The organism is Marinobacter profundi, from assembly GCF_002744715.1.
In the GTDB taxonomy this organism is placed as follows: Bacteria; Pseudomonadota; Gammaproteobacteria; order Pseudomonadales; family Oleiphilaceae; genus Marinobacter; species Marinobacter profundi.
In genome coordinates this window covers 65720-89739 of sequence record NZ_KZ319370.1, presented here as the reverse complement: position 1 = coordinate 89739, position 24020 = coordinate 65720, and the positions used below count along the sequence as shown (strand labels likewise).

Below are 24020 nucleotides of genomic sequence, written 5' to 3'. Positions count from 1 at the left end.
CCATGATCCGGAAAACCGTGCAAAAACGGCTGCTTTTGCGGCGTACTTTTGTTTTCCTGTTCGTGGTAATGCTGGGGCTCGTCGGTGCCAGCTTTTACACCTACCTGCAGGATCGCAAGTTACAGTCATTTTCGCTGGCGGCGGTCCGGGTCTCGTCCTGGAGTCTGGCCCAGTTGCGGCAGGAGGCCAGTACCCTCGACCGGGAGTTGGCGCTGGCTGCCGCGGGAGTGGGTGACCCGGACGAGGTGATGCTTCGTTACGATGTGCTCTGGAGTCGCTATGACTATCTGTTGAAGAGCGATGAATCGGCACCCCTTCGCCACTACGGCGATAACGAAACGCGGCTGAAGGCGCTGTTTGCCGACTATCAGGCCCAGGAAAGCACGTTGCTGGCCGCGTCGGCGGCAGCGCAGCCTGGCTGGGAGCCGCTGGTATCGTTCTGGACCGGGCATAAGGCCCAGATTGATCGGCTGGTCGTCGATAACTTTATTGGTGGCAAGCTGGGCCAGCTGATGATTGATCTGGAGGCGTCGCGGGACCGGCTGTCCAGGCTGCGCCTGCTGACCCTGGCTGCGATCGTGATCATCTTTGCCTATCTGGCGCTGGCGCTGCTCGCCAGCCGCAAGCAGGCCCGCATCGACCGGGTGACCGGCCTGCCCAACAGCAACTATCTGCAATCCATCCGTACGGTAGATCCGGCCAGGGCCATTGTGGTGTGCGAGATCCGGGAATTCCAGCTGGTACTCGCCGAATGTGGCCAGCGGGAAGTCGCTGAACTGTCGCGGGCGTTTATCCGCCAGCTCTGGTCGAAGTTGGCCGCCACGGATGAGCTGATCCAGATCGCCCAGGGTGAGTTTGTCATCCTGGCCGTGCCTGCCGCCGGGCTAGAGATCGAAGAGATGGTTGGCGGGCTGGTGGCGGCCACTACGTTTGACTGGCAGATCGGCGATGCGGTAGTACGGATTTCCGGGGTGTTTGGTGCCGATGCGCCCTGTGTCGGTAACTGCTCCGGCTGGCAGTCCCGTTACCAGCAAGCCCACCGGGCACTGGCGCAGGCCCATCTGGAGGGGCGCTCCCATTACATCAACGGTGCCGAACTGCGCCGTCGTATCCGCCAGGAAACGGTGATCCACAGCGGCCTGGTCCGGTTTTTCCAGGGCGAGCCGTCGGGGCTGCGCCTGACGATGGTGTATCAGCCTATCGTCAGTGCCGACAACATTCGTCATATCACCGGCGCCGAGGTGCTGCTGCGCTGTCAGGACCAGGTCATCGGCTTTGTGCCCCCCAACCTGGTGGTGGAAATCTGCGAACGCTACGGTCTGGGCGAGGCACTGGGGCGGTGGATCTTTCGCGAGGTGGCCCGGGAAACCGGTCAGCTTTACGGGGAGTTGGGCTACCACGGTACCTTATCGATCAATCTCAATCCGGCCATGCTCTCGGAGACCCTGGTTGGCGATGTCCGGGCGTTGCTGATCGACGCGGGTATTCCGGCCACCGCGCTGTGCATGGAGATCACCGAGGATAACGCTGCGCTCAGCTTCGAGCGGGTCAATGAGCTGATCCGCCAGCTGCAGGCACTGGGCGTCACCTTTGCGCTGGATGATTTTGGTACCGGCCATTCATCCCTGGAGTATGTCCGGGAACTCAAGGTGGACCGGGTCAAAATCGACCGCTGCTTTGTCGATGGGATCGAGCATAACCGCGATATGGCCCGCTTTCTGGGTTCCATTATTGCGATGGCGGACCAGGCCTATATGAAGAGCGTGATCGAAGGGGTCGAGAACCAGGCCCAGTGGGATCTGGTGCGTCAGCTCGGGGGCACCCTCATTCAGGGTTACCACGCCTACCGGCCCATGCCGTTCAATGACTATATGGCACTGCTGCTGGATCCGCAGACCGAATACCCGACCGCAACGCCGCTGCCGGTTTCCGCTTCCCACCCTCTCGCAAGGTAACAAGACCTGTCATGGCGAACCTGTTGATCCGTTCGGTTTTGATGCTGCTGGCGCTGCTGGCTGCCCCGCTGCAGGCCGCCACGCTGACCTTTGGTGTGGTGCCCCAGGAGTCCGCCGGCCGGCTGGCGGAACAGTGGACACCGCTGATGCGCCTGTTGTCTGCCGAGCTGGGTGTCCCCGTCCGTTTTGCGACGGCACCGGATATCCCCACCTTTGAGCGGCGGGTGCTGGAGGGTCAGTACGACATTGTCTACATGAACCCGTATCACTATGTGGAGTTCAGCAGCAGCCCGGGCTATCGGGCCATTGCGCGGGAGGGTGACAAGCGGATCCATGGCATTGTGGTGGTTGCTGAAAGTAACCCTGCCACGGGTCTTGAGGCTCTCGAAGGCCAGACCGTTGCCTTCCCGGCACCGGCAGCATTTGCCGCGACTCTGCTGGTGCGGGCGGAGCTCGAACGGCTTGGAGTGCGCTATACCCCACAATTTGTCGGTTCCCACGAATCGGTCTACCTGAATGTTGCGAAAGGCTTCGCGGTGGCCGGTGGCGGCATAGAGCGCACCTACCACCGGGCCCTCAAAACCGGGCTGGAGGGGGTCAGGGTGCTCTGGCGCTCCAAGGGCTATACGCCCCATGCCTTTGCGGTGCATCCGGACGTCGAGCCAGAGTGGGGCCGGCGGCTGCAACAACTGCTCGTCGCCCTGGGCCAGAATGAGGACGGCCGGGCCTTGCTGGAGCGGCTCAACGTATCGCCCATCGTACCCGCAGCAGACAGTGACTGGGATGATGTCCGTGGGCTAGGACTCGACCTGATAACAACCCCAGGTGAGGATGCCCTTTGAAGCTGTCCCTGCGAACCCAGGCGGTGCTCGGGATCGGGCTCATCGAGGTCCTGATGCTGATGGTGTTGTTGTATTCGGTGTTTCATTTCATCAGCCGTTCGACGACGGCCGAGGTTGAGCGCAGGGCCCAGTCAATTGCCCGCGTCTTCGCCGCCACCGCAGCCGACGACGTGCTCTCCCTCGACCTGGGTTCGCTGCAATCGTTTGTTGATGCGGCGGCGGCAACACCGGGTACCGCCTTTGCCCGGGTGATCGACTATGACGGTCGCCTGCTGGCGCAGGCCGGGGATGCCGACGCCCTGTTGCAGCCGTTCGCGGTTGCGGGTGACAGCACCGCATTGCCGGATCTGTATATGGCAGCCGCCGCCATCGAAAAGGCCGGGCTGCACTATGGCACGGTGGAGGTGGGCCTGGACCTTCGCGCCCAGAACGCGGCCATCGCCGCACTGCGCACCAAGAGCCTGCTGATCGCCGCCGTTGAAGTGTTGCTGGCGGCGCTGTTCTCGATTGCCGCCGGGTACTACCTGGTGCGTCGCCTGCACCACATGAAAGTGGTGGTGGAGCGGGCGAATGCCGGAGATTACAGTGCAAGAATCCAAGACCGGGTTACCGACGAGGTCGCGGAACTGGCGCAGGAAATTGATCGGCTGACCGAGCGGATGCGGTGGGAGCACGAATCCCGGGGGCAGCGGGTTCGGGAACTGGAGGAGCTCAACCAGTTGCTGCAACGCAAGATTGCCGAATTGCGTGACCGCAGCTAGGAACGTCGCCGGTTAATCGGCTGCCCTGCCAGTCAGTCCTCCGTTCGGCCGGGCTTCCCGGCGGTCAGGGTATCGGTGGACGTCAGCGCCACCTGCACCATGCCGTGCTGCAGTTTTTTCAACAGATGCAGCATGCTGACTCCGTCATCGAAACTCATCCCCTGCAGGGCCTGCTGGTAGAACTCGGCAATGGTGCCCTGCAGCCGGTTCCAGAAGTCCCGGCCACTGTCGGTGAGGCAGACCAGTCGGGCACGGCGGTCCTGGGGATCGGGGATTCGGACCACATGGCCGTCCCGTTCCATCCGCTTCAGCACCCCGTCGAGGCTCTGCCGACTGACGTAGAGGTACTCCTTGAGCTGGTTGAACGAGGTGCCTTCCTCGAAACCTTCCCGTGACAGCGCACCCAGCACCGCCCATTGCACGGCGCTGATGCCCATCTCGTTCTGGACCTGGCGCTGGAGGATGTTTCCGGTCTGGAACAGGCGGAAAAACAGCCGGTTGGGAATGCCTCCGGATTCGTTGGCGATCATCTGTGCTCCTGTAGTGCTGCCCCGGCCGAGGGGCCAGGGCACGCTGTCTTCGGCACCCCGAATCGTGGAGGACAGGGGGCGCATCACTTGGGCAGGTATTCGCGTGCGATGATGTTCTTCATGATCTGCGCGGTGCCGTCACCAATCTGCAGGCCAAGCACATCCCGCAGGCGCTGGGCAAAGGGCAGGTCCTCGCCCCAGCCGGTGTGGCCGTGCGCCAGCAGGCACTGTTTTACCACATCGAATGCCAGTTTGGGCCCCCACCACTTGTTCATCGCTGCTTCGGCGTTGTGGGGCAGGTTGTTGTCCTTGAGCCAGAGCGCATGGTAGCACTGCATGCGTGCGGCATGAACGTAGGTCTGGTATTCCGCCAGAGGATGGGTCAGGCCCTGGAACGCGGCCAGGTTCTGGCCGAAGGCGGTACGCTCGGTCAGCCATTGCCAGGTTTCATCCAGTGATTGCTGCGCCACCGCCAGGCACTGCAGGCCGATCAGCGCACGGCTGTAATCGAAGCCCTGCATGACCTGTTTGAAGCCTTTGCCTTCGTCACCCATTCTGTGGCTGGCCGGCACTTCCACGTTGTCGAAGAAAATGGAGCCGCGGCCGATGGCACGCTGGCCATTATCCTCGAACCGGGTGGTGGTGATGCCCGGGCTGGCCATGGGCACCAGGAAGGCGCTGATGCCGGAAGCGCGTTGTTCCACCGTGCCAGTGCGGGCAAACACCACTGCCACGTCGGCCTGGTCGGCCATGGAAATGGAGGTTTTCTCGCCATTGAGCACGTAGACGTCGCCTTTGCGCTCCGCCTTCAGCCGCAGGTTGGCGGCGTCGGAACCGCCGTGGGGTTCGGTCAGCGCGATGCAGGCCACCTTTTGCCCGGTGGTCATGCCGTGCAGCCACTCTTTGGCCAGCTCCGGGGCGGCGTGGCTGGCGATGATCTGGCCGTTCAGGGAAGTCAGCAGCGGAATGTAGCCGACGTTGAAATCGCCCCTGGCAATTTCTTCGATGATCAGGCCGCTGGTGACACAGTCCATGCCACTGCCACCGAATTCCTCCGGCAGCTCGCCGCCGAGCAGGCCCATTTCACCGAGCTGGCGGATGACGTCGCGCTCGATGACCCCTTCCTGGTCCCGTTTGCGGTAGCCTGGCGCCAATACCTCGGCACTGAAGCGGGCCACAACCTCGCGGATCGCGTTTTGTTCTTCATTGAATGCGAAATTCATGGTGTTCTCCGGCGTCGTCGGTGGCCCGGTGGCTCCAGGCCACCGGGCGCATCAGCTTACTTGTAGTACTTGCGGAATTCTGGCTTGCGCTTTTCCTTGAAGGCTTTGACGCCTTCCTTCGACTCCTCGGTGTCGTAGTACAGGCTCAGTGCCTGCATGCCGAGGCCGCCGATACCACCGATGTTGTCGCTGTCGGCGTTGAAGGAACGCTTGGCAATGGACAGGGCGGTCGGGCTCTTCTCGAGGATTTCCTCACACCACTTCTGGACCTCTTCATCGAGCTGTTCGGGTGGTACCACGGCGTTGACCAGACCCCACTCCAGTGCCTGTTGCGCGGTGTACTTGCGGCACAGGTACCAGATCTCGCGGGCGCGTTTTTCACCGACGACGCGGGCCAGGTAGGCGGTGCCGAAGCCGGGATCGACGGAGCCGACCTTGGGGCCGACCTGACCGAAAATGGCGGTTTCGGAGGCAATGCTGAGGTCGCAGATCACATGCAGCACATGGCCGCCGCCGATGGCGAAGCCGTTGACCCGGGCGATTACCGGCTTGGGCACTTCGCGGATGGTGCGCTGCAGTTCTTCCACCGGCAGGCCGATCAGCCCGCGGCCGTCGTACTGGCCTTCGTGGGCACCCTGGTCGCCGCCGGTACAGAACGCCTTGTCACCGGCCCCGGTGAGCACGATCACCCCGATTTCCTTGTTCCAGCCGGCGCGGTTGAAGGCGTCCAGCAGTTCCATGCAGGTCTGGCCACGGAAGGCGTTATAACGGTCGGCGCGATTGATGGTGATGGTGGCGACGCCGTTGGTTTCGTCGTAGAGAATATCTTCGTAATTCATGGTGCAGTCTCCGTTAGGGTAGAAGCGGGCGTTTAGCCGGCCATGGTGAGGCCGCCGGACACACTGATGACCTGTCCGGTGATGAAGTTGGCGTCGTCACTGGCGAGCAGGGCGATGATGCCGGGGTAGTCTTCCGGCTGGGCCAGGCGCTTCATCGGTACCGCGTTGCGGAAGGCTTCCAGCAGCTTCTCGGGGTTCGGTGCGGTTTCCGCCACGCCCTTGAGCAGCGCAGTGTCGGTGGGGCCGGGGCAGACCACGTTCAGGCAGACGTTCCTGGTGGCCAGTTCCCGCGCCACGGTCTTGCTGAAGCCCACCAGCCCGGCCTTGCAGGCGGCGTACACGGACTCGCCGGAGGACCCGACCCGGGCTGCGTCGGACGCCACGTTGATCACCTTGCCACCACCGGCGGCTACCATTTTCGGCAGTACCACGTGGTGCATGTTGAGGGCGCCGGTGAGATTCACCGCGATCAGCTGGTCCCAGAGTTTCGGTTCGGTTTTCAGGAACGGCATGAAGCGGTCAAAGCCGGCGTTGTTCACCAGCACCGTGGGGACGCCCAGATCGCTTTCGATGGCGGCCACGGTGTCCGTGATGGCGGCGTAATCGGTGATGTCGGCGGCATAGGCGCGGGCCTTGCCGCCGGCTTCGGTGACCAGATCAACGGTCGCCCGGGCTGCGTTCTCGTCACGGTCCAGCACGGCAACGAGGCTGCCTTCCGCGGCAAAGCGCAGGCACACCGCGCGACCGATGCCACCGCCACCGCCGGTGACGATTACTGTTTTTCCGTTAAGACCTTTCATCGCTGGTTCTCCCGTTGTTCAGTTAAAAGTGTCGGGTCAGGCGCGTTTCGCCGGTTCGACGCGAATGTCTTTCGCCTGCTCCCGCAGTTTGAATTTCTGGATCTTGCCGGAGGGGGTGCGGGGCATCGCCTCGATCACTTCCAGGTATTCCGGCAGGTAGTTCTTGGACAGCTGGGCCTTCACCAGGTAGTCCTTGACCTGGTCCAGGGTCAGCTCGGTCTGGTTCTCATCCAGGGTGACGTAGGCACACAACCGCTCACCCAGACGGTCATCCGGGCAGCCCACCAGCGCCACATCGACAATGCCGGGAAACTTGTAGAGCAGGTTCTCCACTTCCACCACCGGGATGTTCTCGCCGCCGCGAATCACCACGTCTTTGGTGCGACCGGTGATGCGGATGTAACCGTCCTTGTCCATGCGGGCGAGGTCGCCGGTGCTGAACCAGCCGTCCTCATCCACGCCATAGAGTTCCGGGCGCTTGAGGTAGCCGACGAACAGGCTGGCACCGCGTACCAGCAGGTTGCCTTCCTCACCGGCGGGCAGGTCGTTGCCCTGAAAATCGGTCACTTTCACGTCCATATAAGGCAGCGCCTTGCCGTCGGACTGACTGGCGCGTTCGGCAGGGTCTTCCGGGCAGGTCATGGTGACCGCGCCGTTCTCCGTCATGCCCCAGGCGGACACGATTTTCGCGTTCAGCACCTTGCTGGCCTGCTCCACTACGGCACTGGGAATCGGCGCACCGGCAGACACGAAAATGCGCAGCGAGTCCAGTTCGCCCTGGTGTTTCGGTGCGGTCTTCACCAGGTCGGCCAGGAACGGAGTGGCGGCCATGGTGAAGGCCGGCTGTTCGGCAGCGATCACCTTGCAGACGAAATCGGCATCCCAGATGTCCTGCAGGATGGCGGTGGTGCCCAGGTATACCGGCATCATTACGCCGTAGAGGAAGCCGGTCTGGTGCGCCAGCGGCGAGGCCATCAGTACCCGGTCGGCGGCGCCCAGGTGGAGGCGGTCGGCATAGGGCCGCACATTGGAAAACAGGGTGTTGGAGGTGTGCATCACCCCCTTGGGTTCGCCGGTGGTACCGGAGGTGTACAGAATCTGGATGACATCGTCTGCGGCGGGCTGGCGCTCGCGGAACAGCGCGGCGGTGTCCTGCTGCTGTTCCCAGGGGGTGTTGAGCAGGCGGTCCTCAAAACTGCGGGCGCCGTTACCACCGATGACCAGCACGGTGCCCAGCTTCGGCAGATCGCCGAGCAGGCCGTCCACCATGGCTTCGTAGTCGAAATTGCGGAATACCTTGGGAATCACCAGCAGTTTGGCGTCGCCGTGACCCAGCATGAAGCGCAGCTCCCGCTCGCGGAAGATCGGCATCAGCGGGTTCAGGATGGCGCCGATGCGCATGCAGGCCAGGTGCAGGGCGGTGGTTTGCCACCAGTTGGGCAGCTGGCAGGCCACCACGTCGCCTTTGGCAATGCCCATAGCAGCCAGGCCGGCGGCCATACGGGTGACGATGTCGTTCAGCTCGCGATAGGTCAGGGCGGTGCGGGTGTCTTCCGTTACCCGGTAGCTGACGATGGCCTCACGCTCCGGCGTTGCCGCCACGGCCTCATCCAGGTAACTGGTTATGAGTTTGTCGTTCCAGGCGCCGCTTGCTGTCATCGCTGCACGGCGGGCCGGGTTGGGAGTGATACCTGTTTCCATCTGATTCACCTGTTGTGTCCGGTTTGTTGTTGTAGGGGCCTGACTGCAGATTCAGGTCGTTCTGTTCGTCCGTTCCAGAATTGCTCCATTCCAAAATACGCCCTCACCAAATAATATGTCAACATGTTGCGGTAAAAATTATTCGGGTGTAGTCTGTTTTGCATCCTGGGTCTTGTTGGAGTGTTTGCTTTAACAGGCATGACCGAAAGGAAATAACAAAAACCCTTTTATGGGAGTTGGTTATTATGTACAGCAACATATTGCTTGAACGGCACGAGGCGGTCGCGCTCATCCGGCTCAATCGGCCGGCGGTGTACAACGCGCTGAACAACGCGCTGATGAATGAGTTATCCGAGGCGCTGGCGACCCTCGAAGCCGACGATTCCATCCGCGTCATCGTCCTTACCGGTAACGACAAGGCCTTTGCCGCCGGTGCCGATATTTCCGAGGTGCAGGGGCTGGATTTCTCCCGGGCGTACCGGGAGAGCTTTATCTCTGCCAATTGGGAAGCAGTGACCCGGTGCCGCAAGCCGGTAATTGCCGCGGTGGCCGGGCTGGCCCTGGGCGGCGGATGTGAGCTGGCGATGATGTGTGACCTGCTGATAGCGGCGGACACCGCCCGATTCGGCCAGCCGGAAGTGAAGATCGGCACCTTGCCCGGAGCTGGCGGTACCCAACGCCTGGCGCGGGCCATCGGCAAGGCCAGGACCATGGATCTGTGCCTGACCGGGCGGATGATGGATGCCGCGGAAGCGGAACGCAGTGGCCTGGTAAGCAGGGTCGTCCCCGCCGGGGAGTTGCTCGGCGAGGCCCTGGCGGTGGCGGCGGAAATTGCCGGTTATTCGCAGATGGCGACGATGATCAACAAGGACGCGGTCAACCAGGCGTTCGAGACCCCCCTGAAAGCGGGTATCGAATACGAACGCCGGCTGCTGTGGTCCAGTTTTGCCAGCGAGGACCGCGCTGAGGGGATGACCGCGTTCCTCGAGAAACGTCCGCCCGAGTGGCAGCACCGATAACCCGCAGGGCCCGGGCAGTGCCGGCCGACGGTTGCTGATGGGGATCGAAGCCGCCATTATCAATCCTAATGACCGGCTCCGGCCGATGTGGGCAGCAGCCAGCCATCAAGTCCAACGATCAGACAGAACGAACCAACGGAGAGAAATGACATGGCCAACAAAGCAAGTTTCAACTGGGAAGATCCCCTGTTGCTGGACCAGCAGCTGACCGAAGAAGAACGGATGGTGCGCGACTCGGCCGCCCAGTTTGCCGAGAACAAGCTGCGGCCGCGGGTGCTGGAAGCCTTCCGTAACGAACAGACCGACCCCGCCATTTTCCGCGAGATGGGCGAGACCGGTTTGCTGGGTGCCACCATTCCTACGGAATATGGCGGCAGCGGTCTGAACAACGTGTGCTACGGCCTGATCGCCCGTGAGGTGGAGCGGGTGGATTCCGGTTACCGCTCGATGATGAGTGTGCAATCCTCGCTGGTGATGGTACCGATCTACGAGTTCGGTAACGAAGAGACCCGCCAGAAATACCTGCCGAAGCTGGCTACCGGTGAGTGGATTGGCTGCTTTGGCCTCACCGAGCCCAACCACGGCTCCGATCCAGGCTCGATGATCACCCGTGCCCGCAAGGTGGACGGTGGCTATCGCCTGACCGGCAACAAGATGTGGATCACCAACAGCCCGATTGCCGATGTGTTTGTGGTCTGGGCCAAGGATGACGAAGGCCAGATCCGTGGCTTTGTACTGGAGAAGGGCTGGGAAGGTCTCACTGCCCCGGCCATTCACGGCAAGGTAGGCCTGCGGGCGTCGATCACCGGTGAAATCGTGATGGACGGGGTATTTGTGCCGGAAGAGAACGCCTTCCCGGAGGTGCGTGGCCTCAAGGGACCGTTCACCTGCCTCAACTCCGCCCGTTACGGGATCTCCTGGGGCGCCCTTGGCGCGGCGGAAGACTGCTGGCACACCGCGCGCCAGTACGTGCTCGACCGCAAGCAGTTCGGTCGGCCGCTGGCGGCCAACCAGCTGATCCAGAAGAAGCTGGCCGACATGCAGACCGAGATCACCATGGCCCTGCAGGGCTGCCTGCGCCTCGGCCGGATGAAGGACGAAGGCACCGCGGCGGTGGAAATCACCTCCATCATGAAGCGCAATTCCTGCGGCAAGGCCCTGGACATTGCCCGCCTGGCCCGGGACATGCTCGGCGGTAACGGCATCAGCGACGAATTCGGCGTGGCGCGCCACCTGGTCAACCTGGAGGTGGTGAACACCTACGAAGGCACCCATGATGTGCACGCGCTGATTCTGGGCCGGGCCCAGACCGGCATCCAGGCGTTCTTCTGAGCCTGGCCAAAAAGTGCTGGCCCCAGGGAAACCCGGGGCCTTAATGGGCCGGCGGATCGGCCGGTGATTCGCCGGACTACTACCAATGACAGGCCCCTTGTACTACCTCCGGTTAATTACCTTTTGCACATATATCAAGGAAAATAGCGAGGTACTGTCGCATCATGCTGATCGCAGCAAGACTCAACGGATGACCCCGCAATGCCCAGCACCGTAATCTCAGGCTTTATTCACAATTTCCTCGGCAACGCGCCGGTCTGGTACAAACAGGTAATCCTGCTGTTTCTGATTGCCAATCCGGTGGTGCTGTTGCTGCTGGGGCCCGCCGCTGCCGGCTGGCTGCTGATCGGCGAATTTATTTTCACCCTGGCGATGGCGCTGAAATGCTATCCGCTTTTGCCCGGCGGCCTGCTGGCGGTGGAAGCGCTGCTGATCGGGCTGACCAGCGCGGATGCGGTCTATCACGAAGTCCTGGTCAACTTTCCGGTCATCCTGCTGCTGATGTTCATGGTGGCGGGAATCTACTTCATGAAGGAACTGCTGCTGGTCACCTTCACCCAGATTCTGGTGGGGGTACGCTCCAAATCCGCGCTCTCCCTGTTGTTCTGCGGCGCCGCCGCTTTACTGTCGGCCTTTCTCGACGCCCTTACCGTAACCGCCGTCATCATCAGTGTTGCGGTCGGCTTTTACGCGGTATATCACAAGGTCGCCTCCGGCAAGGGCTATCAGCACAAGGACCACAACGCCAACAACGATGATGAAGTGATTGAACTGCATCGGGAAGACCTCGAGGACTTTCGCGCCTTCCTGCGCAGCCTGCTGATGCACGGTGCCATTGGTACCGCCCTTGGCGGGGTGGCGACCATGGTGGGTGAACCCCAGAACCTGCTGATTGCCAAGGTGGTGGGCTGGGACTTTGCCAGCTTCTTTATCCACATGGCGCCGGTGAGCATGCCGGTGCTGGCGGCGGGCATGTTTACCTGCTGGGCGCTGGAGAAGCTGCGCTGGTTCGGCTATGGCGGCCGCTTGCCCAAGCCGGTGCGGCGGGTACTGGAAGAGTTTGCCGAGAACGAGCGCGCCAAGCGCACCAAGGCGGACCAGGCGGCCTTGTGGATCCAGGCGGTTGCCGCCGCCATCCTGGTGGTGGGTCTGGCCTTCCACCTCGCCGAAGTGGGGCTGATCGGTCTGCTGGTGATCATCCTGATTACCTCGTTTACCGGCGTCACCGACGAGCACCAGATTGGCAAGGCCTTCCAGGAGTCACTGCCCTTTACCTCCCTGCTGGTGGTGTTCTTCGCCATCGTGGCGGTCATTCACGAACAACACCTGTTCAAGCCGATCATCGATTATGTGCTGTCGTTGCCTCCGGGCCAGCAGCCGGGCATGTTCTTTATTGCCAACGGCCTGTTGTCGATGATCAGTGACAATGTCTTTGTGGCGACGGTGTACATCAGCGAAGTGAAGCAGGCACTCGATGCCGGCAGCATCAGTTTCGAGCACTTCCAGGACCTGGCGGTGGCCATCAACACCGGTACCAACCTGCCGAGCGTGGCGACGCCCAACGGCCAGGCTGCGTTCCTGTTCCTGCTGACCTCTGCCATTGCGCCCTTGGTGCGGCTGTCCTACGGCCGGATGGTCATCATGGCGTTTCCCTACACCCTGGTGATGGGCAGCGTCGGCCTGCTGATGGTGACCAGCCAGATCTGACCACAATCCGTGCAAGCCAGGCACCATTTGCCGCCGCGGGCCCTGTAAAAGGCCCGCGGAGTTGATATACGCCAATTCGTGCGCTGGTCCAGCGTGCAAATACGCCAAGCTCTGATACTCTCATAATCAGTCAGGCTGAGATTGATGGGTGTTATGACCTTACGACTGTGGTCACCTTTTCTTTTGCTGTTCGCACTGATGGCCGCGCCGGTTGCAGCCGATCATACCGGTCGGGTATTGCGGATTGGCTATGTGGAATTCCCCCCCATTGAGTACCAGGATGAAAACGGTCAGCCTGCCGGGGAATTTATCGAGCTGACCCGTGTGGTGGCTGCCGAGGCCGGTTACGACGTACAGTTTGTCTTCCTCCCAATCAGCCGCGCCTACCTGTACCTTGCCAACGGACAGATTGACCTGTGGCCGGGCCTGACCGCGATCCCCGAATTGCACGACCATGTGGTCGAAAGCTGGGTCAGCCCGATCGCGATCCAGCTCAGCGCCTGGTACCTTGAGAGCACACCGCCAGTCACCCGATTTGAAAGTTTCCACGACAGCCTTCTTATCCTGATTGCCGGCTACACCTACGGCGGCTTGTCTGCCCACCTGATGCAATCCGATGCCCTGCGGATTACCGAGGCGCCCAACCATCAGGCGGCGCTGGATATGTTGCGCAAGCACCGTGGCCATTACCTGCTGGACTACCGGGAGCCGGTGCGGACAATCCTGACACAGGATGGTACCCGACCGCGGATTCTGGAGACGCCGGTACGGTCGCGCAACGGCGCCTGGCTCTTCTCCCTTGCCCGCCACCATGCGGTGCTGTTGCGGGACGAGTTTGACGAAGCCTATCTGCGGCTGGCCGCCGCCGGAAAAGTACCGGCGCCGCGGGCGGAGAGTTCAGGCTATGTGCTGCCAGGGTTCCCCGACCACTTGCGCTAGCTTACGGGGCGGCGTGCAGGCTGAGATCTCCATACCAGGCGGTGGCGGTTTCGCCGGTATTGTCCGCATCCGACATGATCGCAATACCGACGATGGACGGTGGTTCCTCGCCAAAGGCCCGGCGGTAATCTGCCACGATATCCCGTTCCACCGTCACCCATTGCCCGGCCTGGGCGGCACCCGAGTTGACCGCCAGCATCATGGTGCGGTCGGTGAAGGGGTTGGCCACCACACTGCCAGCCGGCAGCCGGTTGGCCCAGATGTAATTGAGGGCATTGCCCGGCAGTTCCTCGCCGAACAGCACCGCCACGGTCTTGCGTTTGGCCCGCTCGAAAAACCCCGCTTTGTCGGGCTGGAAGCGGAATGCAACGTAGATTCGTGCCGGATAATCGTCACCGGACTTTTCCCGGGCATTGCCCCGGTCAAAGACATTGGACACCTTCCAGCGCCAGCGCAGGATCAGTGACTCGCCGGGGTCCAGGTCGAGACGGCTGATCAGCCCGGAGGCGCCCCCTTCGGTGGTAGCCCTGACCACCTGGCTGCCGTCTTCGCGAATCAGCTCATAGCGGGAGTGCTGTTTGATTTTGGGAAAGGTCAGGGGCTCCCAGCCGTCATCAAGTGAAGTTAGGGTCGAGAAGGCGGGGACCAGGGAGTCTGCCTGCAGGCACGGGTTCGTTACCAGCATGGCGACAACCAATCCTATTCGCAGCAGCAGGCGGTTCTTTAGGGCCAGGTTCACAGCGATCTCCCGGATGAAAACAGTACAGTGCTGGCTTGAGTGACAGGGCCGCCAATGAAAAGTGCCCCGTCACCTTCTATTGGGTGGCTAGTTGGTGAATAGCGCTGGCCGCCGCTGCCGTCCGGTTCTCCACACCCAGCTTGCGGAATACCTGCTCGAGGTGCTTGTTGACGGTGCGCGGGCTCATGTCCAGGATCTGCCCGATTTCCCGGTTGGTCTTGCCATTGGCAATCCATAACAGGACGTCTGACTCCCGCAAGGTAAGTTGGAACCTTTGTCTTAATACGGCGGCAGCGCTGTTCTGGCTCTGCGGCGTTTTAAGGCGTAGCAGGTATTCGCGGCCATCCACCAGGGCAAGGTATTCCACGGAACGCGGCGTATCAAGGATGCGCATGGGCATGCTGTGCCCGGATTCGGGCTTGTGGCTCAGCCATTCTTGCAGCTGGGCACGGACATCCGGGAACTCAGGGTGGGTGCGGTCCGGAAGACAGCGGCGAACCTGTGGTGTGCCCCAGAGCAGGTTGCCTTCGCGGTCTACGGCGAACAGATTCTGGCCGGCGGTATCGAGGGCGCTACGGGCACTTCTGGTCATTCGGGCATTGGCCAGATGGACATCCATCCGCGCCAGCAGTTCGGTGGTATCGATGGGTTTGGTGACGTAATCCACCCCACCGGCATTCAGGCCCATCACTACGTGCTCAGTGTCACTCAGGCCAGTCATGAAGATGATCGGGATATCCGCAAAGGCCGGGTTTTCCTTCAGCCGGCGACACGTCTCGAAACCATCCATATGGGGCATCAGAGCATCCATGAGCACCAGGTCCGGAATCATGTTCTGGCTGATTGTTAGTGCCTGTCTACCTTCGAGTGCCACCAGCACCGTCATCCCTGCTGCCTCCAGGGCATCATTGATCATTCGAATAGAGTCGACGGCGTCATCCACGACCATTACCACGGTCTTGCGGTCATCGTGAAGTTTCATGTTCGGCTACCTCGAGTAATTCAATAATTTTTTCAAACTGGAAATCGTTGGTGAGTTGTATCAGTTCATTGGTAAAGCGTTCACAAGCATTGCCGTGTTGTCTCATATCGTAGAGTGCTTCCAGCAGTCCTTTGCGGTGGCCGATCCGGGCCATGCCCGCCAGGGTTATCCTGTGTTCCATAGCGGGCAGGGCGAATTCTCCGGTTGCCGGCACTGGCATCGCTGCGAGCGGTTCTGCACTCTTGTCAATCCGCCACTCCAGCTCCAGCACTCGGCCAATCGTCTCCAGCAGCAGGGTGAGCCGGACGGGTTTAATGATGTAGCCATCGTGCAAGCGGGGTGATTCAGCACAATGCTGGCCTTCGTTGGCATCAGCGGAGACCATCACCACTGGCAGAGCATGTTGCCGGGCACGTAATTGAGCTAACACTTCCCAGCCACTGCACCCGGGCATCGAGACATCCAGCAGCACCAGATCCGGGGATTCGGCTTCAACCATCGGCAATACCCGCAGGGGGTTGTCGATATCACGTATTTCGAAGCCCAGTGGCGATAGCAGGGCCCGCATCATCTGCCGGTGAGAGGCGTCGTCATCCACCAGTAATACCTTGCGGCGTGGGCCTTGGTAGCCATAGATCCGGCGAGCGGGTGCGGTGATGGAGCGCGGCGTGGTGGAATGCACACTCGACAGCATCAGGCTCACCTTGAAAGTGCTGCCGCAGCCGGGTTTGCTGTCAACGCAGATATCGCCCCCCATGATTTCGGTCAGCAGGCGGGTGATGGTCAGGCCAAGGCCCGTGCCAGTGCGGCTCTGACCGGGCGTGCGGATGCGCTCGAATGGCCGGAAGATGCGCTCCATGTTCTCCGGAGCAATGCCTTCCCCGGTATCGCGAACCGTGAATTCCGCCACCTGACTGCGGTAGCGGAGGGTCATTGAGACGCTGCCGTGGTCGGTATACTTGATGGCATTCGATAGCAGGTTAATCAGAATCTGGCGCAGCCGCTTCTCGTCCGTTGTGACCCTCTCTGGAAGTGGGTTGGGGCAGTGGTAATCGAACCTGAGGCCTTTTTCTTCGGCCTGTAGCCGGAACATGGTCACCAGTTGTTCCATTAGCATCCCGATGCGGACCTGGTCCCGATGCAGGTCCAGGCGACCAGCCTCAATCTTGGAAATATCGAGCAGCCCCTCAATCAGATCCGCCAGGTACTCGCCACTGCGACGAATGACCCCCAGCGCTTCCTGGCGGTGGGGCGGCACCGAGTCGTCGTTCTCCATCAGCTGGGCATACCCGAGAATGGCGTTCAACGGTGAGCGGAGTTCGTGGCTGATACCTGTCAGATAGCGGCTTTTCGCACCATTTGCGGATTCTGCCTGTTCCTTGGCCTGTTGCAGGGCCTGGTCGGTACGCTCGTGGGCGACAATCTCCTCCATCAGTAACCGGGTCTGTCGGCCGGATTCCTCTTCCGCCACCCGCCGGCTCTCATGGGCCAGTACGAACAGCCAGCAGATTACCCCGGTGACAATCACCAGGATGAAGAACACCTTCCACAGGGTGACCGACAGCAGCAGCGCCTCGGGCGCCGAGGCCACCGGTGTCTTGAAGTAGATTAGCGACAGCAGCAAACCAGACAGGCCGTTGATCAGGGTCAGTAACGTCAGGAAGTGGCCGATGCGGGAATGCAGGCGGCTCAGCATGGCGCGCGGCATCAGCTTGCCAAGAAACTGCTGCAACTGTTCCTGGTAGCCGGCACCGGGTTTGCAGGCGTCGCCGCAGCGGGCATCCAGCGAACAGCACAGGGAACAGATGGTGCCGTCATAGGCCGGGCAGTTGGTAAGGTCTTCCGGCTCGAAGCGGTGCTCACAAATGGTGCATTGCATCAGTTGATGGTCCGTGGCGATCGGCGTGAACGGGCGAGCGGTATAAAACCGGCCGCCGGTCTTCCAGGCAATCATCGGCGCAGTCACCAGCGCCACCGCCATGGCGATGAAGTGGGACAGGGCCCCGGCGTTGTCACCGAGGATGCCGGTATGGCAGGTGATACCCACCACCGAGGCGGTGACCATGGCGCCAACGCCCACCGGGTTGATGTCGTACAGGTGCGCCCGTTTGAACTCAATGTGTTTTGGGCTGAGCCCCAGGGGCTTGTTAATCACCAGGTCCGCCACCAGCGCCCCGACCCAGGCAATGGCAATGATGCCGTAGAAGCCGAGGGTTTCCTCCAGTGCCCGGTACACCCCCAGTTCCATCACCAGCAGGGCAATGGTGACGTTGAAGAACAGCCAGACCACCCGGCCCGGGTGGCTGTGGGTGAGCCGGGAGAAGAAGTTCGACCAGGCAATGGAGCCGGCGTAGGCGTTGGTAACGTTGATCTTGAGCTGGCACAGGATGACGAAAATGCCAGCCATGGTGAGCGAAATTTCCGGCGAATGGCTGATGTAGTTGAATGCGACCAGATACATCTGGGTGGGATCCGCCGCCTCCGCCGCGGACACCCCCTGATTCAGCGCCAGCACCGCGAGGAAAGAGCCAGCCAGAATCTTCAACATGCCGATCACGATCCAGCCCGGCCCACCGGCCATCACTGCAACCCACCAGCGGCGTTGCTCCTCCCGGTTCCGGGGCTCCGGAATGAAGCGCAGAAAATCCACCTGTTCGCCGACCTGGGCTATCAGCGAGAACACCACCGCGGCGGCGGCGCCGAACATCACCACGTTCAGGCCCTGGCCTGCGGCCGGCCCCAGCCCCTCGAACCGGGCCCAGTCGCTGACGGACGAGGCGTCGCTGTAGATGATGAAGGCGAACGGCGCCAGCTGCAGCAGGAGCCACACCGGCTGGGTCCAGACCTGAAAGCGGCTGATGGTGGTGATGCCATGGGTAACCAAGGGGATGATCGCCACGGCGCAAATCAGGTAACCCAGCACCAGGGGGATATCGAACAGCATTTCCAGCGCCATCGCCATGATCGCCGCCTCAATGGCAAAGAAGATAAAGGTGAACGATGCATAGATCAGCGAGGTAAGGGTGGAGCCGATGTAGCCAAAGCCGGCGCCCCGGGTCAGCAGATCGATGTCCACACCATAGCGGGCGGCGTAGTAACTGATCGGGATGGCAGTCAGGAAGATCACCAGACTGACTACCAGAATGGCCGCCACCGCGTTATCGAAACCGTAGTGCAGGGTGATGGAGCCACCGATGGCTTCCATCGCCAGGAACGAAATTGCGCCGAGGGCGGTATTGCTGACCCGGGCGGCAGACCAGCGCCGAGCGCTCTTGGCAGTAAAGCGTAGCGCATAGTCTTCGAGAGTCTGATTGGCAACCCATTGGTTGTACCTGCGCCGAACCCGAAAAATGTTCTGTTTTACTGCCATTGGTGCCTTGCCCTGGTCATCTCGGAGTGCCCGGTTTTGGTGCGTAAGCAGGTGCAAACTGAGGCGCTGCGCACCGGATAGAAGGCTTTATCAAGATCCGTGCCACAAGCAGGTGCAGGGCGGCGGCAGGGTTGGTTTAGCCGAGTCGACGCGGTTGTAGCGTGTCCGGGACGACACCGGAATGCGTCAAATGACGTAGTGCGCTGGGGTGATTGCCGAATGGGCACCGGCGAGGGGGCTGAGCAGAATGTTTGACGTGGGCGCTGTGCTTTCGCAAGGAAGCGCGGCACCGGCTTTCAAACACTGCGAGGAATCACCATGGGTACGATAGAGATGACCGCCGGTGGGCGGTCGATAGGCAAGGGACCGGGGTTTCGCAAGAGCCTGATGACACTGGCGGCGTCGGTCATGCTGGCCACCTCCGTGCAAGCGGCAGCACCGGCAACGGCCGAGGTCAATACCACAGGGCTGGCGGTTACGGATGACAGCGTCACCGTCGGCATTCTTCACTCCATCACCGGCACCATGGCGATCAGTGAGATCGGTTCGGTGCAGGCGGAAAAGCTGGCCATCGAGCAGATCAACGCCTCCGGAGGCGTGCTGGGCCGTGAGATCAAATACGTTCAGGAAGACGGCGCCAGTGACTGGCCGACATTTGCCGAGAAGTCCCGCAAGCTGTTGCGCCAGGACAATGTTGCCGCCATTTTCGGCGCCTGGACCTCGGCCTCCCGGAAGGCCATCCTGCCGGTGATCGAGCAGTACAACGGCATGCTGTATTACCCCACCTTCTACGAAGGCCTCGAGCAGTCCCCGAACGTGGTCTACACCGGCCAGGAAGCGACCCAGCAGATCCTCGCGGGTATCGATTGGGCAGTGAAAGAGAAGGGCGCCAAGAGTTTCTACCTGCTCGGTTCCGACTACATCTGGCCGCGCACCTCTAACAAGATTGCCCGCAAGCACATCGACAAGCTGGGCCTCAAGGTTGTGGGTGAAGAGTACTACCCGCTGGGCCACACCCAGTTCAACTCGGTGATCAATAAAATCAAGCTGAAGAAGCCGGACGTGATCTTTGCGTCGGTTGTGGGCGGCTCCAACGTCGCCTTCTACAAGCAGATGAAAGCGGCCGGGGTGGATTTCACCGACGAGAAGCCCCTGCTGCTGACCATCTCCGTTACCGAGGACGAGATCCGCGGCATCGGCGGTGAGAACGTGGAAGGTATCTACGCCTCCATGAAGTACTTCCAGAGCCTCGACAACCCCAACAACCGGGAGTTCGTCACTGCCTTCAAGGAAACCTACGGCGATGACATGGTCATTGGTGACGTCACCCAGGCCGCCTACCTCGGTCCATGGTTGTGGAAAGCAGCGGTAGAAAAGGCCGGCTCCTTCGACATCGACAAGATCCGCGAAGTGTTCGCCGGCATCGAGTTCAAGAAGGCACCGGAAGGCTATGTGCGCATCCACGAGAACCATCATCTGTGGTCCAAGACCCGCATCGGCAAGGCCCAGATCGACGGCCAGTACGAAGTGGTGTTTGAGACCGAAGAGCTGATGGAGCCGGACCCGTTCCCAGAGGGATACCAGTAAGCACGGATAGCCGGCGCCGCCGTGCGCCGGCAGCCATTGCCGCCACAATGCAAAGCATGTTGGTTTGAAGGGGAGAAAGGGTCATGTTCGATGGCTACACCAGCAGTGAACTGATGTCGATATTTGCCATGCAGGGGTTTGCCGGGCTCTCCCTGTTTTCAGTGTTCGTCCTGATGGCATTGGGCCTGGCCATCATCTTCGGTCAGATGGGGGTCATCAACATGGCCCACGGGGAGTTCATGATCCTCGGCGCCTACACCACCTACCTGACGTCGGGTTTTTTCCAGAGTTACCTGCCGGGCCTGTTTGGCGGGTACTTTTTTGTTGCCATAGTACTGGCCTTCCTGATTTGTGCCGCCTTGGGAGCACTCATCGAGTGGCTGATGATACGGCATCTCTACCACCGACCACTCGACACCTTGCTGGCGACCTGGGGGCTGAGCCTGATCATGCAGCAGGCCTACCGCTCCATCTTCGGTGCCCGGGAAGTGGGTGTCGAGCTGCCCGAGTGGATGATGGGGGCCTTCCAGGTGACCGATATGGTGGAACTGCCGATCAACGGCCTGTTCGTGATGATCATTGCTCTCTCCATCGCCGTCGGCGTCTACCTGCTGATGTATCGCTCCGGCTACGGCAAGAACGTCCGCGCCGTGGTCCAGAACCGCCCGATGGCGGAAGCGGTGGGCATCAACAGTGCCGGCATCGACCGCGCCACCTTTGCCCTCGGCTGTGGTATTGCCGGCATTGCCGGGGCTGCGTTCACCATGATCGGCTCCACCGGCCCCTCATCCGGTCAGGCCTACATCGTCGACACCTTCCTGGTGGTGGTGTTTGGCGGTGCCCAGAGTCTGATCGGCACCATTGTGTCGGCCTTCGGCATCTCCCAGGCCCAGTCAACCATGGAGTTCTTCCTCAGTGGTTCCATGGCCAAGGTACTCACCCTGCTGGTCGTCGTCGGTATCCTGATGCTGCGTCCAGAAGGACTCATGGCCCTCAAGGTCCGTCGCTAGGAGATTGTCATGAAGAGTTCATCCCCAATGAAATGGTTTACCTCCCGTGAGGGCCTGTACTACCTCGCCCTGGCTGGCCTGCTGGTCGTGATCCTGCCGCTGGCCCTGGACCCTTTCCGCCTGAACATGGTGGGTAAGTATCTGACCTACGCCTTCGTCGCCATCGGCCTGGTGATGTGCTGGGGCAAGGCCGGCATCCTCAGCCTGGGCCAGGGCGTGTTCTTCGGCCTCGGCGGCTACTGCATGGCGATGTTCCTGAAGCTGGAAGCCTCCACGCCGGAGGCCACGGCCATCCAGTCCACCCCCGGCATTCCGGATTTCATGGACTGGAACCAGCTCACTGAGCTGCCGTGGTTCTGGGAACCGTTCCATAGTTTCTCCTTCACCCTGTTGGCGGTGATCGGGGTACCCATGCTGCTGGCCTTCATCATTGGCCTGGCCATGTTCACCCGGCGGGTGGGCGGCGTGTACTTCGCCATCATCACCCAGGCCATCGCGGCGATCCTGACCATCCTGATCATCGGACAGCAGGGCTACACCGGTGGCGTGAACGGCATTACCGACCTGCAGACCCTGATGGGCTGGGATATCCGCAGCGATGCGGCGAAAACCACGCTCTACTTCGTCTGCGTGGGCATGTTGTTCCTGTGCCTGTTTGTGGCCCGGTTTGTTCAGAATCGCAAGCTTGGTCGCATCTTGGTGGCCATGAACGCCCAGGAGAACCGGGTGCGCTTCTCCGGTTATGACGTCGCCGCCTTCAAGATCTTCGTGTTTTGCCTGGCGGCGGCCTTTGCCGGCATCGGCGGCGCCCTGTTCACCCTGGTTGTCGGCTTCATGTCGCCATCGTTCATCGGCATCGTCGCCTCCATTGAGATGGTGATTTTCTGCGCCCTCGGCGGTCGCTTGTCGATCCTCGGTGCGGTCTACGGCGCGCTGCTGGTGAACGCCGCCAAGAGTGGCTTCTCCGAATCCTTCCCGGAACTCTGGCCCTTCGCCATGGGTGCCCTGTTTATCGGCGTGGTGTTGGCCTTCCCGAATGGTCTGGCCGGGCTTTACCAGAGCTACGTGATGCCGCTGGAAGAGCGCCTGTTTAAACGCAAGCCGAAGATTGAGGCCGAGCCGGCCGCGGAACCCGAAGCCACACCCGAGGCTCGCAAGCCGGCGGTGGCCGCCACCGAAGCGCGCGACTACGACCCGATGATTGAACACTACAGCCCGGAGAAATCCTGATGAACGCAGCCAGATCCAAGACCAGTGATTTCCTGCTGGCGGTGGAAGGACTCACCGTGTCCTTCGACGGTTTCAAGGCAGTGGATGACCTCTCGTTCTACCTCGATCCCAAAGAAATCCGGGTCATCATCGGTCCGAACGGTGCCGGCAAGACCACGGTGCTGGACCTGATTTGTGGCAAGACCAAGGCCACCTCCGGGTCCATCAAGTTTGCTGGCAAGGAGCTCACCAGGCTCAAGGAACACCAGATCGTCCATTCCGGGGTGGGCCGGAAGTTCCAGACCCCCTCGGTGTTCGAGGACCTGACGGTGTTCGAGAACCTGGAGTTGTCATTTCCCAGAGGCCACAGCGTCGGCGGCGCCCTGGCGTTCAAGCGCGATCCGGAGGTGATCGAGGCGGTGGAGGAGGTGGCGGCGACCATCTTCCTCACCGATGCCCTGAACGAACCGGCGGCGTCTCTCAGCCATGGTCAGAAGCAGTGGCTGGAGATCGGCATGCTGCTGATCCAGAAGCCGGATCTGCTGATGCTGGATGAGCCGGTGGCCGGGATGTCTGTGGCCGAGCGCAAGAAAACCGCGGAACTGCTCAAGGTCATCACCAAGGACCACACGGTACTGGTGATCGAGCATGACATGCAGTTTGTCGGTGACATCGCCGACCGGGTCACCGTCATGCATCAGGGCAAGGTTCTCTCCGAGGGGTCGATCGAGCACGTGAAATCGGACCCGAAAGTCATCGAAGTCTACCTGGGGCACTGATCATGCTGAGCGTAAAACATCATTCGGTGGCCTATGGCCAAAGCACCATCATCGATGACCTGAACCTCGATGTGGCAAAGAACGAAATTGTCGCTGTGGTGGGTCGTAACGGCATGGGCAAGACCACGCTGATGAAATCCCTGGTGGGCATGACCCCTACGAGAGGCGGGGAAGTAAGTCTGGACGGCACGGACCTGTCTGGTCTGAAGAGCTTTCAGCGTGTGCGTGCCGGCATCGGTTTCGTACCCCAGGGGCGGATGATCTTTCCCACGTTGACGGTACGGGAAAACATTGAAACCGGCCTGGCCGCAGTGGGTGAAAAGAAAGTGCCGGAGGACCTGTACGAACTGTTCCCGGTACTCAAGGAAATGCAGAACCGTCGTGGCGGCAACCTGTCCGGCGGCCAACAGCAACAGCTGGCGATTGCCCGGGCGCTGGCCACCCGGCCCAAGGTGCTGCTGCTCGACGAACCCACCGAAGGCATCCAGCCCAACATCATCAAGGACATCGCCCAGACCCTGCGGCGCATCCGTAATGAGCGGGGCCTGTCGATCGTGGTATCCGAGCAGGTATTGAGCTTTGTGATGGATGCGGCCGACCGGATCCTGGTGATCGAGAAGGGCGCCATCGTGCACGAAGAGAGCCGGGCGGAAGCGGATCAGGACAAGATTGCCAGCTATCTGGCGGTGTAACGAG

Annotated in this window: 20 protein-coding genes; 12 read left to right on the top strand and 8 right to left on the bottom strand. The window is 61.2% G+C overall.

Features of this window, described 5'->3' with window-relative positions:
- The first annotated feature begins 2 nt into the window (after nt 1-2).
- From CLH61_RS08430 to CLH61_RS08420, 3 genes are read left to right on the top strand one after another with little or no spacing between them, the layout of a single operon-like run.
- On the top strand, nt 3-1955 hold the full coding sequence (locus tag CLH61_RS08430; RefSeq protein WP_099614285.1) for an EAL domain-containing protein: 1953 nt from the start codon (nt 3-5) through the stop codon (nt 1953-1955).
- Nucleotides 1956-1966: 11 nt separating this feature from the next.
- Nucleotides 1967-2797: a phosphate/phosphite/phosphonate ABC transporter substrate-binding protein gene (locus tag CLH61_RS08425; RefSeq protein ID WP_099614284.1), complete on the top strand. Its 831-nt coding sequence runs from the start codon at nt 1967-1969 to the stop codon at nt 2795-2797.
- Complete coding sequence (locus tag CLH61_RS08420) at nt 2794-3558, top strand: HAMP domain-containing protein (RefSeq protein WP_099614283.1); 765 nt, start codon at nt 2794-2796, stop codon at nt 3556-3558. Before CLH61_RS08425 ends, CLH61_RS08420 begins: the two co-directional genes overlap by 4 nt.
- A 32-nt stretch (nt 3559-3590) precedes the next feature.
- Here the strand turns inward: CLH61_RS08420 and CLH61_RS08415 are convergent, their stop codons facing one another.
- From CLH61_RS08415 to CLH61_RS08395, 5 genes are all read right to left on the bottom strand, one after another.
- Nucleotides 3591-4088 carry a MarR family winged helix-turn-helix transcriptional regulator gene (locus tag CLH61_RS08415; RefSeq protein ID WP_099614282.1) on the bottom strand — a complete coding sequence of 166 codons (498 nt, stop codon included), beginning with the start codon at nt 4086-4088 and terminating at the stop codon, nt 3591-3593.
- 83 nt (nt 4089-4171) lie between these two features.
- A complete protein-coding gene (gene aliB / locus CLH61_RS08410; protein ID WP_099614281.1) occupies nt 4172-5311 on the bottom strand; it encodes a cyclohexanecarboxyl-CoA dehydrogenase in 1140 nt (379 codons plus the stop codon).
- Between the two features lie 56 nt (nt 5312-5367).
- Nucleotides 5368-6150 (bottom strand): 2-ketocyclohexanecarboxyl-CoA hydrolase, encoded by a 783-nt coding sequence (badI, locus tag CLH61_RS08405; RefSeq protein WP_099614280.1) that lies wholly within the window; start codon nt 6148-6150, stop codon nt 5368-5370.
- 32 nt (nt 6151-6182) lie between these two features.
- Nucleotides 6183-6950: an SDR family NAD(P)-dependent oxidoreductase gene (locus CLH61_RS08400; RefSeq protein ID WP_099614279.1), complete on the bottom strand. Its 768-nt coding sequence runs from the start codon at nt 6948-6950 to the stop codon at nt 6183-6185.
- Between the two features lie 36 nt (nt 6951-6986).
- Complete coding sequence (locus tag CLH61_RS08395) at nt 6987-8651, bottom strand: AMP-binding protein (RefSeq protein WP_099614278.1); 1665 nt, start codon at nt 8649-8651, stop codon at nt 6987-6989.
- 242 nt (nt 8652-8893) lie between these two features.
- Here CLH61_RS08395 and CLH61_RS08390 point away from each other — a divergent pair, with 242 nt between their 5' ends.
- The 4 genes from CLH61_RS08390 to CLH61_RS08375 all read left to right on the top strand — a co-directional run bounded on the left by CLH61_RS08390 (nt 8894) and on the right by CLH61_RS08375 (nt 13648).
- Nucleotides 8894-9670, top strand: coding sequence for an enoyl-CoA hydratase (locus tag CLH61_RS08390; protein ID WP_099614624.1), 777 nt, complete (start codon nt 8894-8896; stop codon nt 9668-9670).
- Nucleotides 9671-9820: 150 nt separating this feature from the next.
- The gene (locus tag CLH61_RS08385; protein WP_099614277.1) at nt 9821-11002 is read left to right on the top strand and encodes an acyl-CoA dehydrogenase; all 1182 of its coding nucleotides are present in this window, start codon (nt 9821-9823) and stop codon (nt 11000-11002) included.
- A 201-nt stretch (nt 11003-11203) separates the two neighbouring features.
- Entirely contained in the window at nt 11204-12709 is a 1506-nt protein-coding gene (gene nhaB, locus CLH61_RS08380) for a sodium/proton antiporter NhaB (protein ID WP_099614276.1), read from the top strand.
- Nucleotides 12710-12862: 153 nt separating this feature from the next.
- Nucleotides 12863-13648: a substrate-binding periplasmic protein gene (locus tag CLH61_RS08375; RefSeq protein ID WP_228152577.1), complete on the top strand. Its 786-nt coding sequence runs from the start codon at nt 12863-12865 to the stop codon at nt 13646-13648.
- Nucleotide 13649: 1 nt separating this feature from the next.
- Here CLH61_RS08375 and CLH61_RS08370 read toward each other — a convergent pair whose 3' ends face one another.
- The 3 genes from CLH61_RS08370 to CLH61_RS08360 all read right to left on the bottom strand — a co-directional run bounded on the left by CLH61_RS08370 (nt 13650) and on the right by CLH61_RS08360 (nt 18739).
- A complete protein-coding gene (locus tag CLH61_RS08370; RefSeq protein WP_099614623.1) occupies nt 13650-14333 on the bottom strand; it encodes a DUF3047 domain-containing protein in 684 nt (227 codons plus the stop codon).
- Between the two features lie 130 nt (nt 14334-14463).
- On the bottom strand, nt 14464-15369 hold the full coding sequence (locus CLH61_RS08365; protein ID WP_099614274.1) for a response regulator transcription factor: 906 nt from the start codon (nt 15367-15369) through the stop codon (nt 14464-14466).
- Nucleotides 15353-18739: a hybrid sensor histidine kinase/response regulator gene (locus CLH61_RS08360; RefSeq protein ID WP_099614273.1), complete on the bottom strand. Its 3387-nt coding sequence runs from the start codon at nt 18737-18739 to the stop codon at nt 15353-15355. The genes CLH61_RS08365 and CLH61_RS08360 overlap by 17 nt, the downstream gene beginning before the upstream one ends.
- A gap of 408 nt (nt 18740-19147) precedes the next feature.
- Between CLH61_RS08360 and urtA the strand changes: the two genes are divergently transcribed.
- From urtA to urtE, 5 genes are all read left to right on the top strand, one after another.
- Nucleotides 19148-20326, top strand: coding sequence for an urea ABC transporter substrate-binding protein (gene urtA / locus CLH61_RS08355; protein WP_228152601.1), 1179 nt, complete (start codon nt 19148-19150; stop codon nt 20324-20326).
- 83 nt (nt 20327-20409) lie between these two features.
- Nucleotides 20410-21336, top strand: coding sequence for an urea ABC transporter permease subunit UrtB (gene urtB / locus CLH61_RS08350; RefSeq protein WP_099614272.1), 927 nt, complete (start codon nt 20410-20412; stop codon nt 21334-21336).
- Nucleotides 21337-21345: 9 nt separating this feature from the next.
- A complete protein-coding gene (gene urtC, locus CLH61_RS08345) occupies nt 21346-22566 on the top strand; it encodes an urea ABC transporter permease subunit UrtC (protein ID WP_099614271.1) in 1221 nt (406 codons plus the stop codon).
- The gene (urtD, locus tag CLH61_RS08340; protein WP_170003672.1) at nt 22566-23324 is read left to right on the top strand and encodes an urea ABC transporter ATP-binding protein UrtD; all 759 of its coding nucleotides are present in this window, start codon (nt 22566-22568) and stop codon (nt 23322-23324) included. Before urtC ends, urtD begins: the two co-directional genes overlap by 1 nt.
- Nucleotides 23325-23326: 2 nt before the next feature.
- A complete protein-coding gene (urtE, locus tag CLH61_RS08335; protein WP_099614269.1) occupies nt 23327-24016 on the top strand; it encodes an urea ABC transporter ATP-binding subunit UrtE in 690 nt (229 codons plus the stop codon).
- Nucleotides 24017-24020: the final 4 nt, after the last annotated feature.

What these genes read in the sequence shown, in the direction of transcription:
- CLH61_RS08430 (WP_099614285.1), top strand. Translation starts at nt 3, where the DNA reads ATGATCCGGAAAACCGTGCAAAAACGGCTGCTTTTGCGGCGTACTTTT.
- CLH61_RS08425 (WP_099614284.1), top strand. Translation starts at nt 1,967, where the DNA reads ATGGCGAACCTGTTGATCCGTTCGGTTTTGATGCTGCTGGCGCTGCTG.
- CLH61_RS08415 (WP_099614282.1), bottom strand. Translation starts at nt 4,088, where the DNA reads ATGATCGCCAACGAATCCGGAGGCATTCCCAACCGGCTGTTTTTCCGC.
- aliB (WP_099614281.1), bottom strand. Translation starts at nt 5,311, where the DNA reads ATGAATTTCGCATTCAATGAAGAACAAAACGCGATCCGCGAGGTTGTG.
- badI (WP_099614280.1), bottom strand. Translation starts at nt 6,150, where the DNA reads ATGAATTACGAAGATATTCTCTACGACGAAACCAACGGCGTCGCCACC.
- CLH61_RS08400 (WP_099614279.1), bottom strand. Translation starts at nt 6,950, where the DNA reads ATGAAAGGTCTTAACGGAAAAACAGTAATCGTCACCGGCGGTGGCGGT.
- CLH61_RS08395 (WP_099614278.1), bottom strand. Translation starts at nt 8,651, where the DNA reads ATGGAAACAGGTATCACTCCCAACCCGGCCCGCCGTGCAGCGATGACA.
- CLH61_RS08385 (WP_099614277.1), top strand. Translation starts at nt 9,821, where the DNA reads ATGGCCAACAAAGCAAGTTTCAACTGGGAAGATCCCCTGTTGCTGGAC.
- nhaB (WP_099614276.1), top strand. Translation starts at nt 11,204, where the DNA reads ATGCCCAGCACCGTAATCTCAGGCTTTATTCACAATTTCCTCGGCAAC.
- CLH61_RS08375 (WP_228152577.1), top strand. Translation starts at nt 12,863, where the DNA reads ATGACCTTACGACTGTGGTCACCTTTTCTTTTGCTGTTCGCACTGATG.
- CLH61_RS08370 (WP_099614623.1), bottom strand. Translation starts at nt 14,333, where the DNA reads ATGCTGGTAACGAACCCGTGCCTGCAGGCAGACTCCCTGGTCCCCGCC.
- CLH61_RS08365 (WP_099614274.1), bottom strand. Translation starts at nt 15,369, where the DNA reads ATGAAACTTCACGATGACCGCAAGACCGTGGTAATGGTCGTGGATGAC.
- CLH61_RS08360 (WP_099614273.1), bottom strand. Translation starts at nt 18,739, where the DNA reads ATGGCAGTAAAACAGAACATTTTTCGGGTTCGGCGCAGGTACAACCAA.
- urtA (WP_228152601.1), top strand. Translation starts at nt 19,148, where the DNA reads ATGCTGGCCACCTCCGTGCAAGCGGCAGCACCGGCAACGGCCGAGGTC.
- urtB (WP_099614272.1), top strand. Translation starts at nt 20,410, where the DNA reads ATGTTCGATGGCTACACCAGCAGTGAACTGATGTCGATATTTGCCATG.
- urtC (WP_099614271.1), top strand. Translation starts at nt 21,346, where the DNA reads ATGAAGAGTTCATCCCCAATGAAATGGTTTACCTCCCGTGAGGGCCTG.
- urtD (WP_170003672.1), top strand. Translation starts at nt 22,566, where the DNA reads ATGAACGCAGCCAGATCCAAGACCAGTGATTTCCTGCTGGCGGTGGAA.
- urtE (WP_099614269.1), top strand. Translation starts at nt 23,327, where the DNA reads ATGCTGAGCGTAAAACATCATTCGGTGGCCTATGGCCAAAGCACCATC.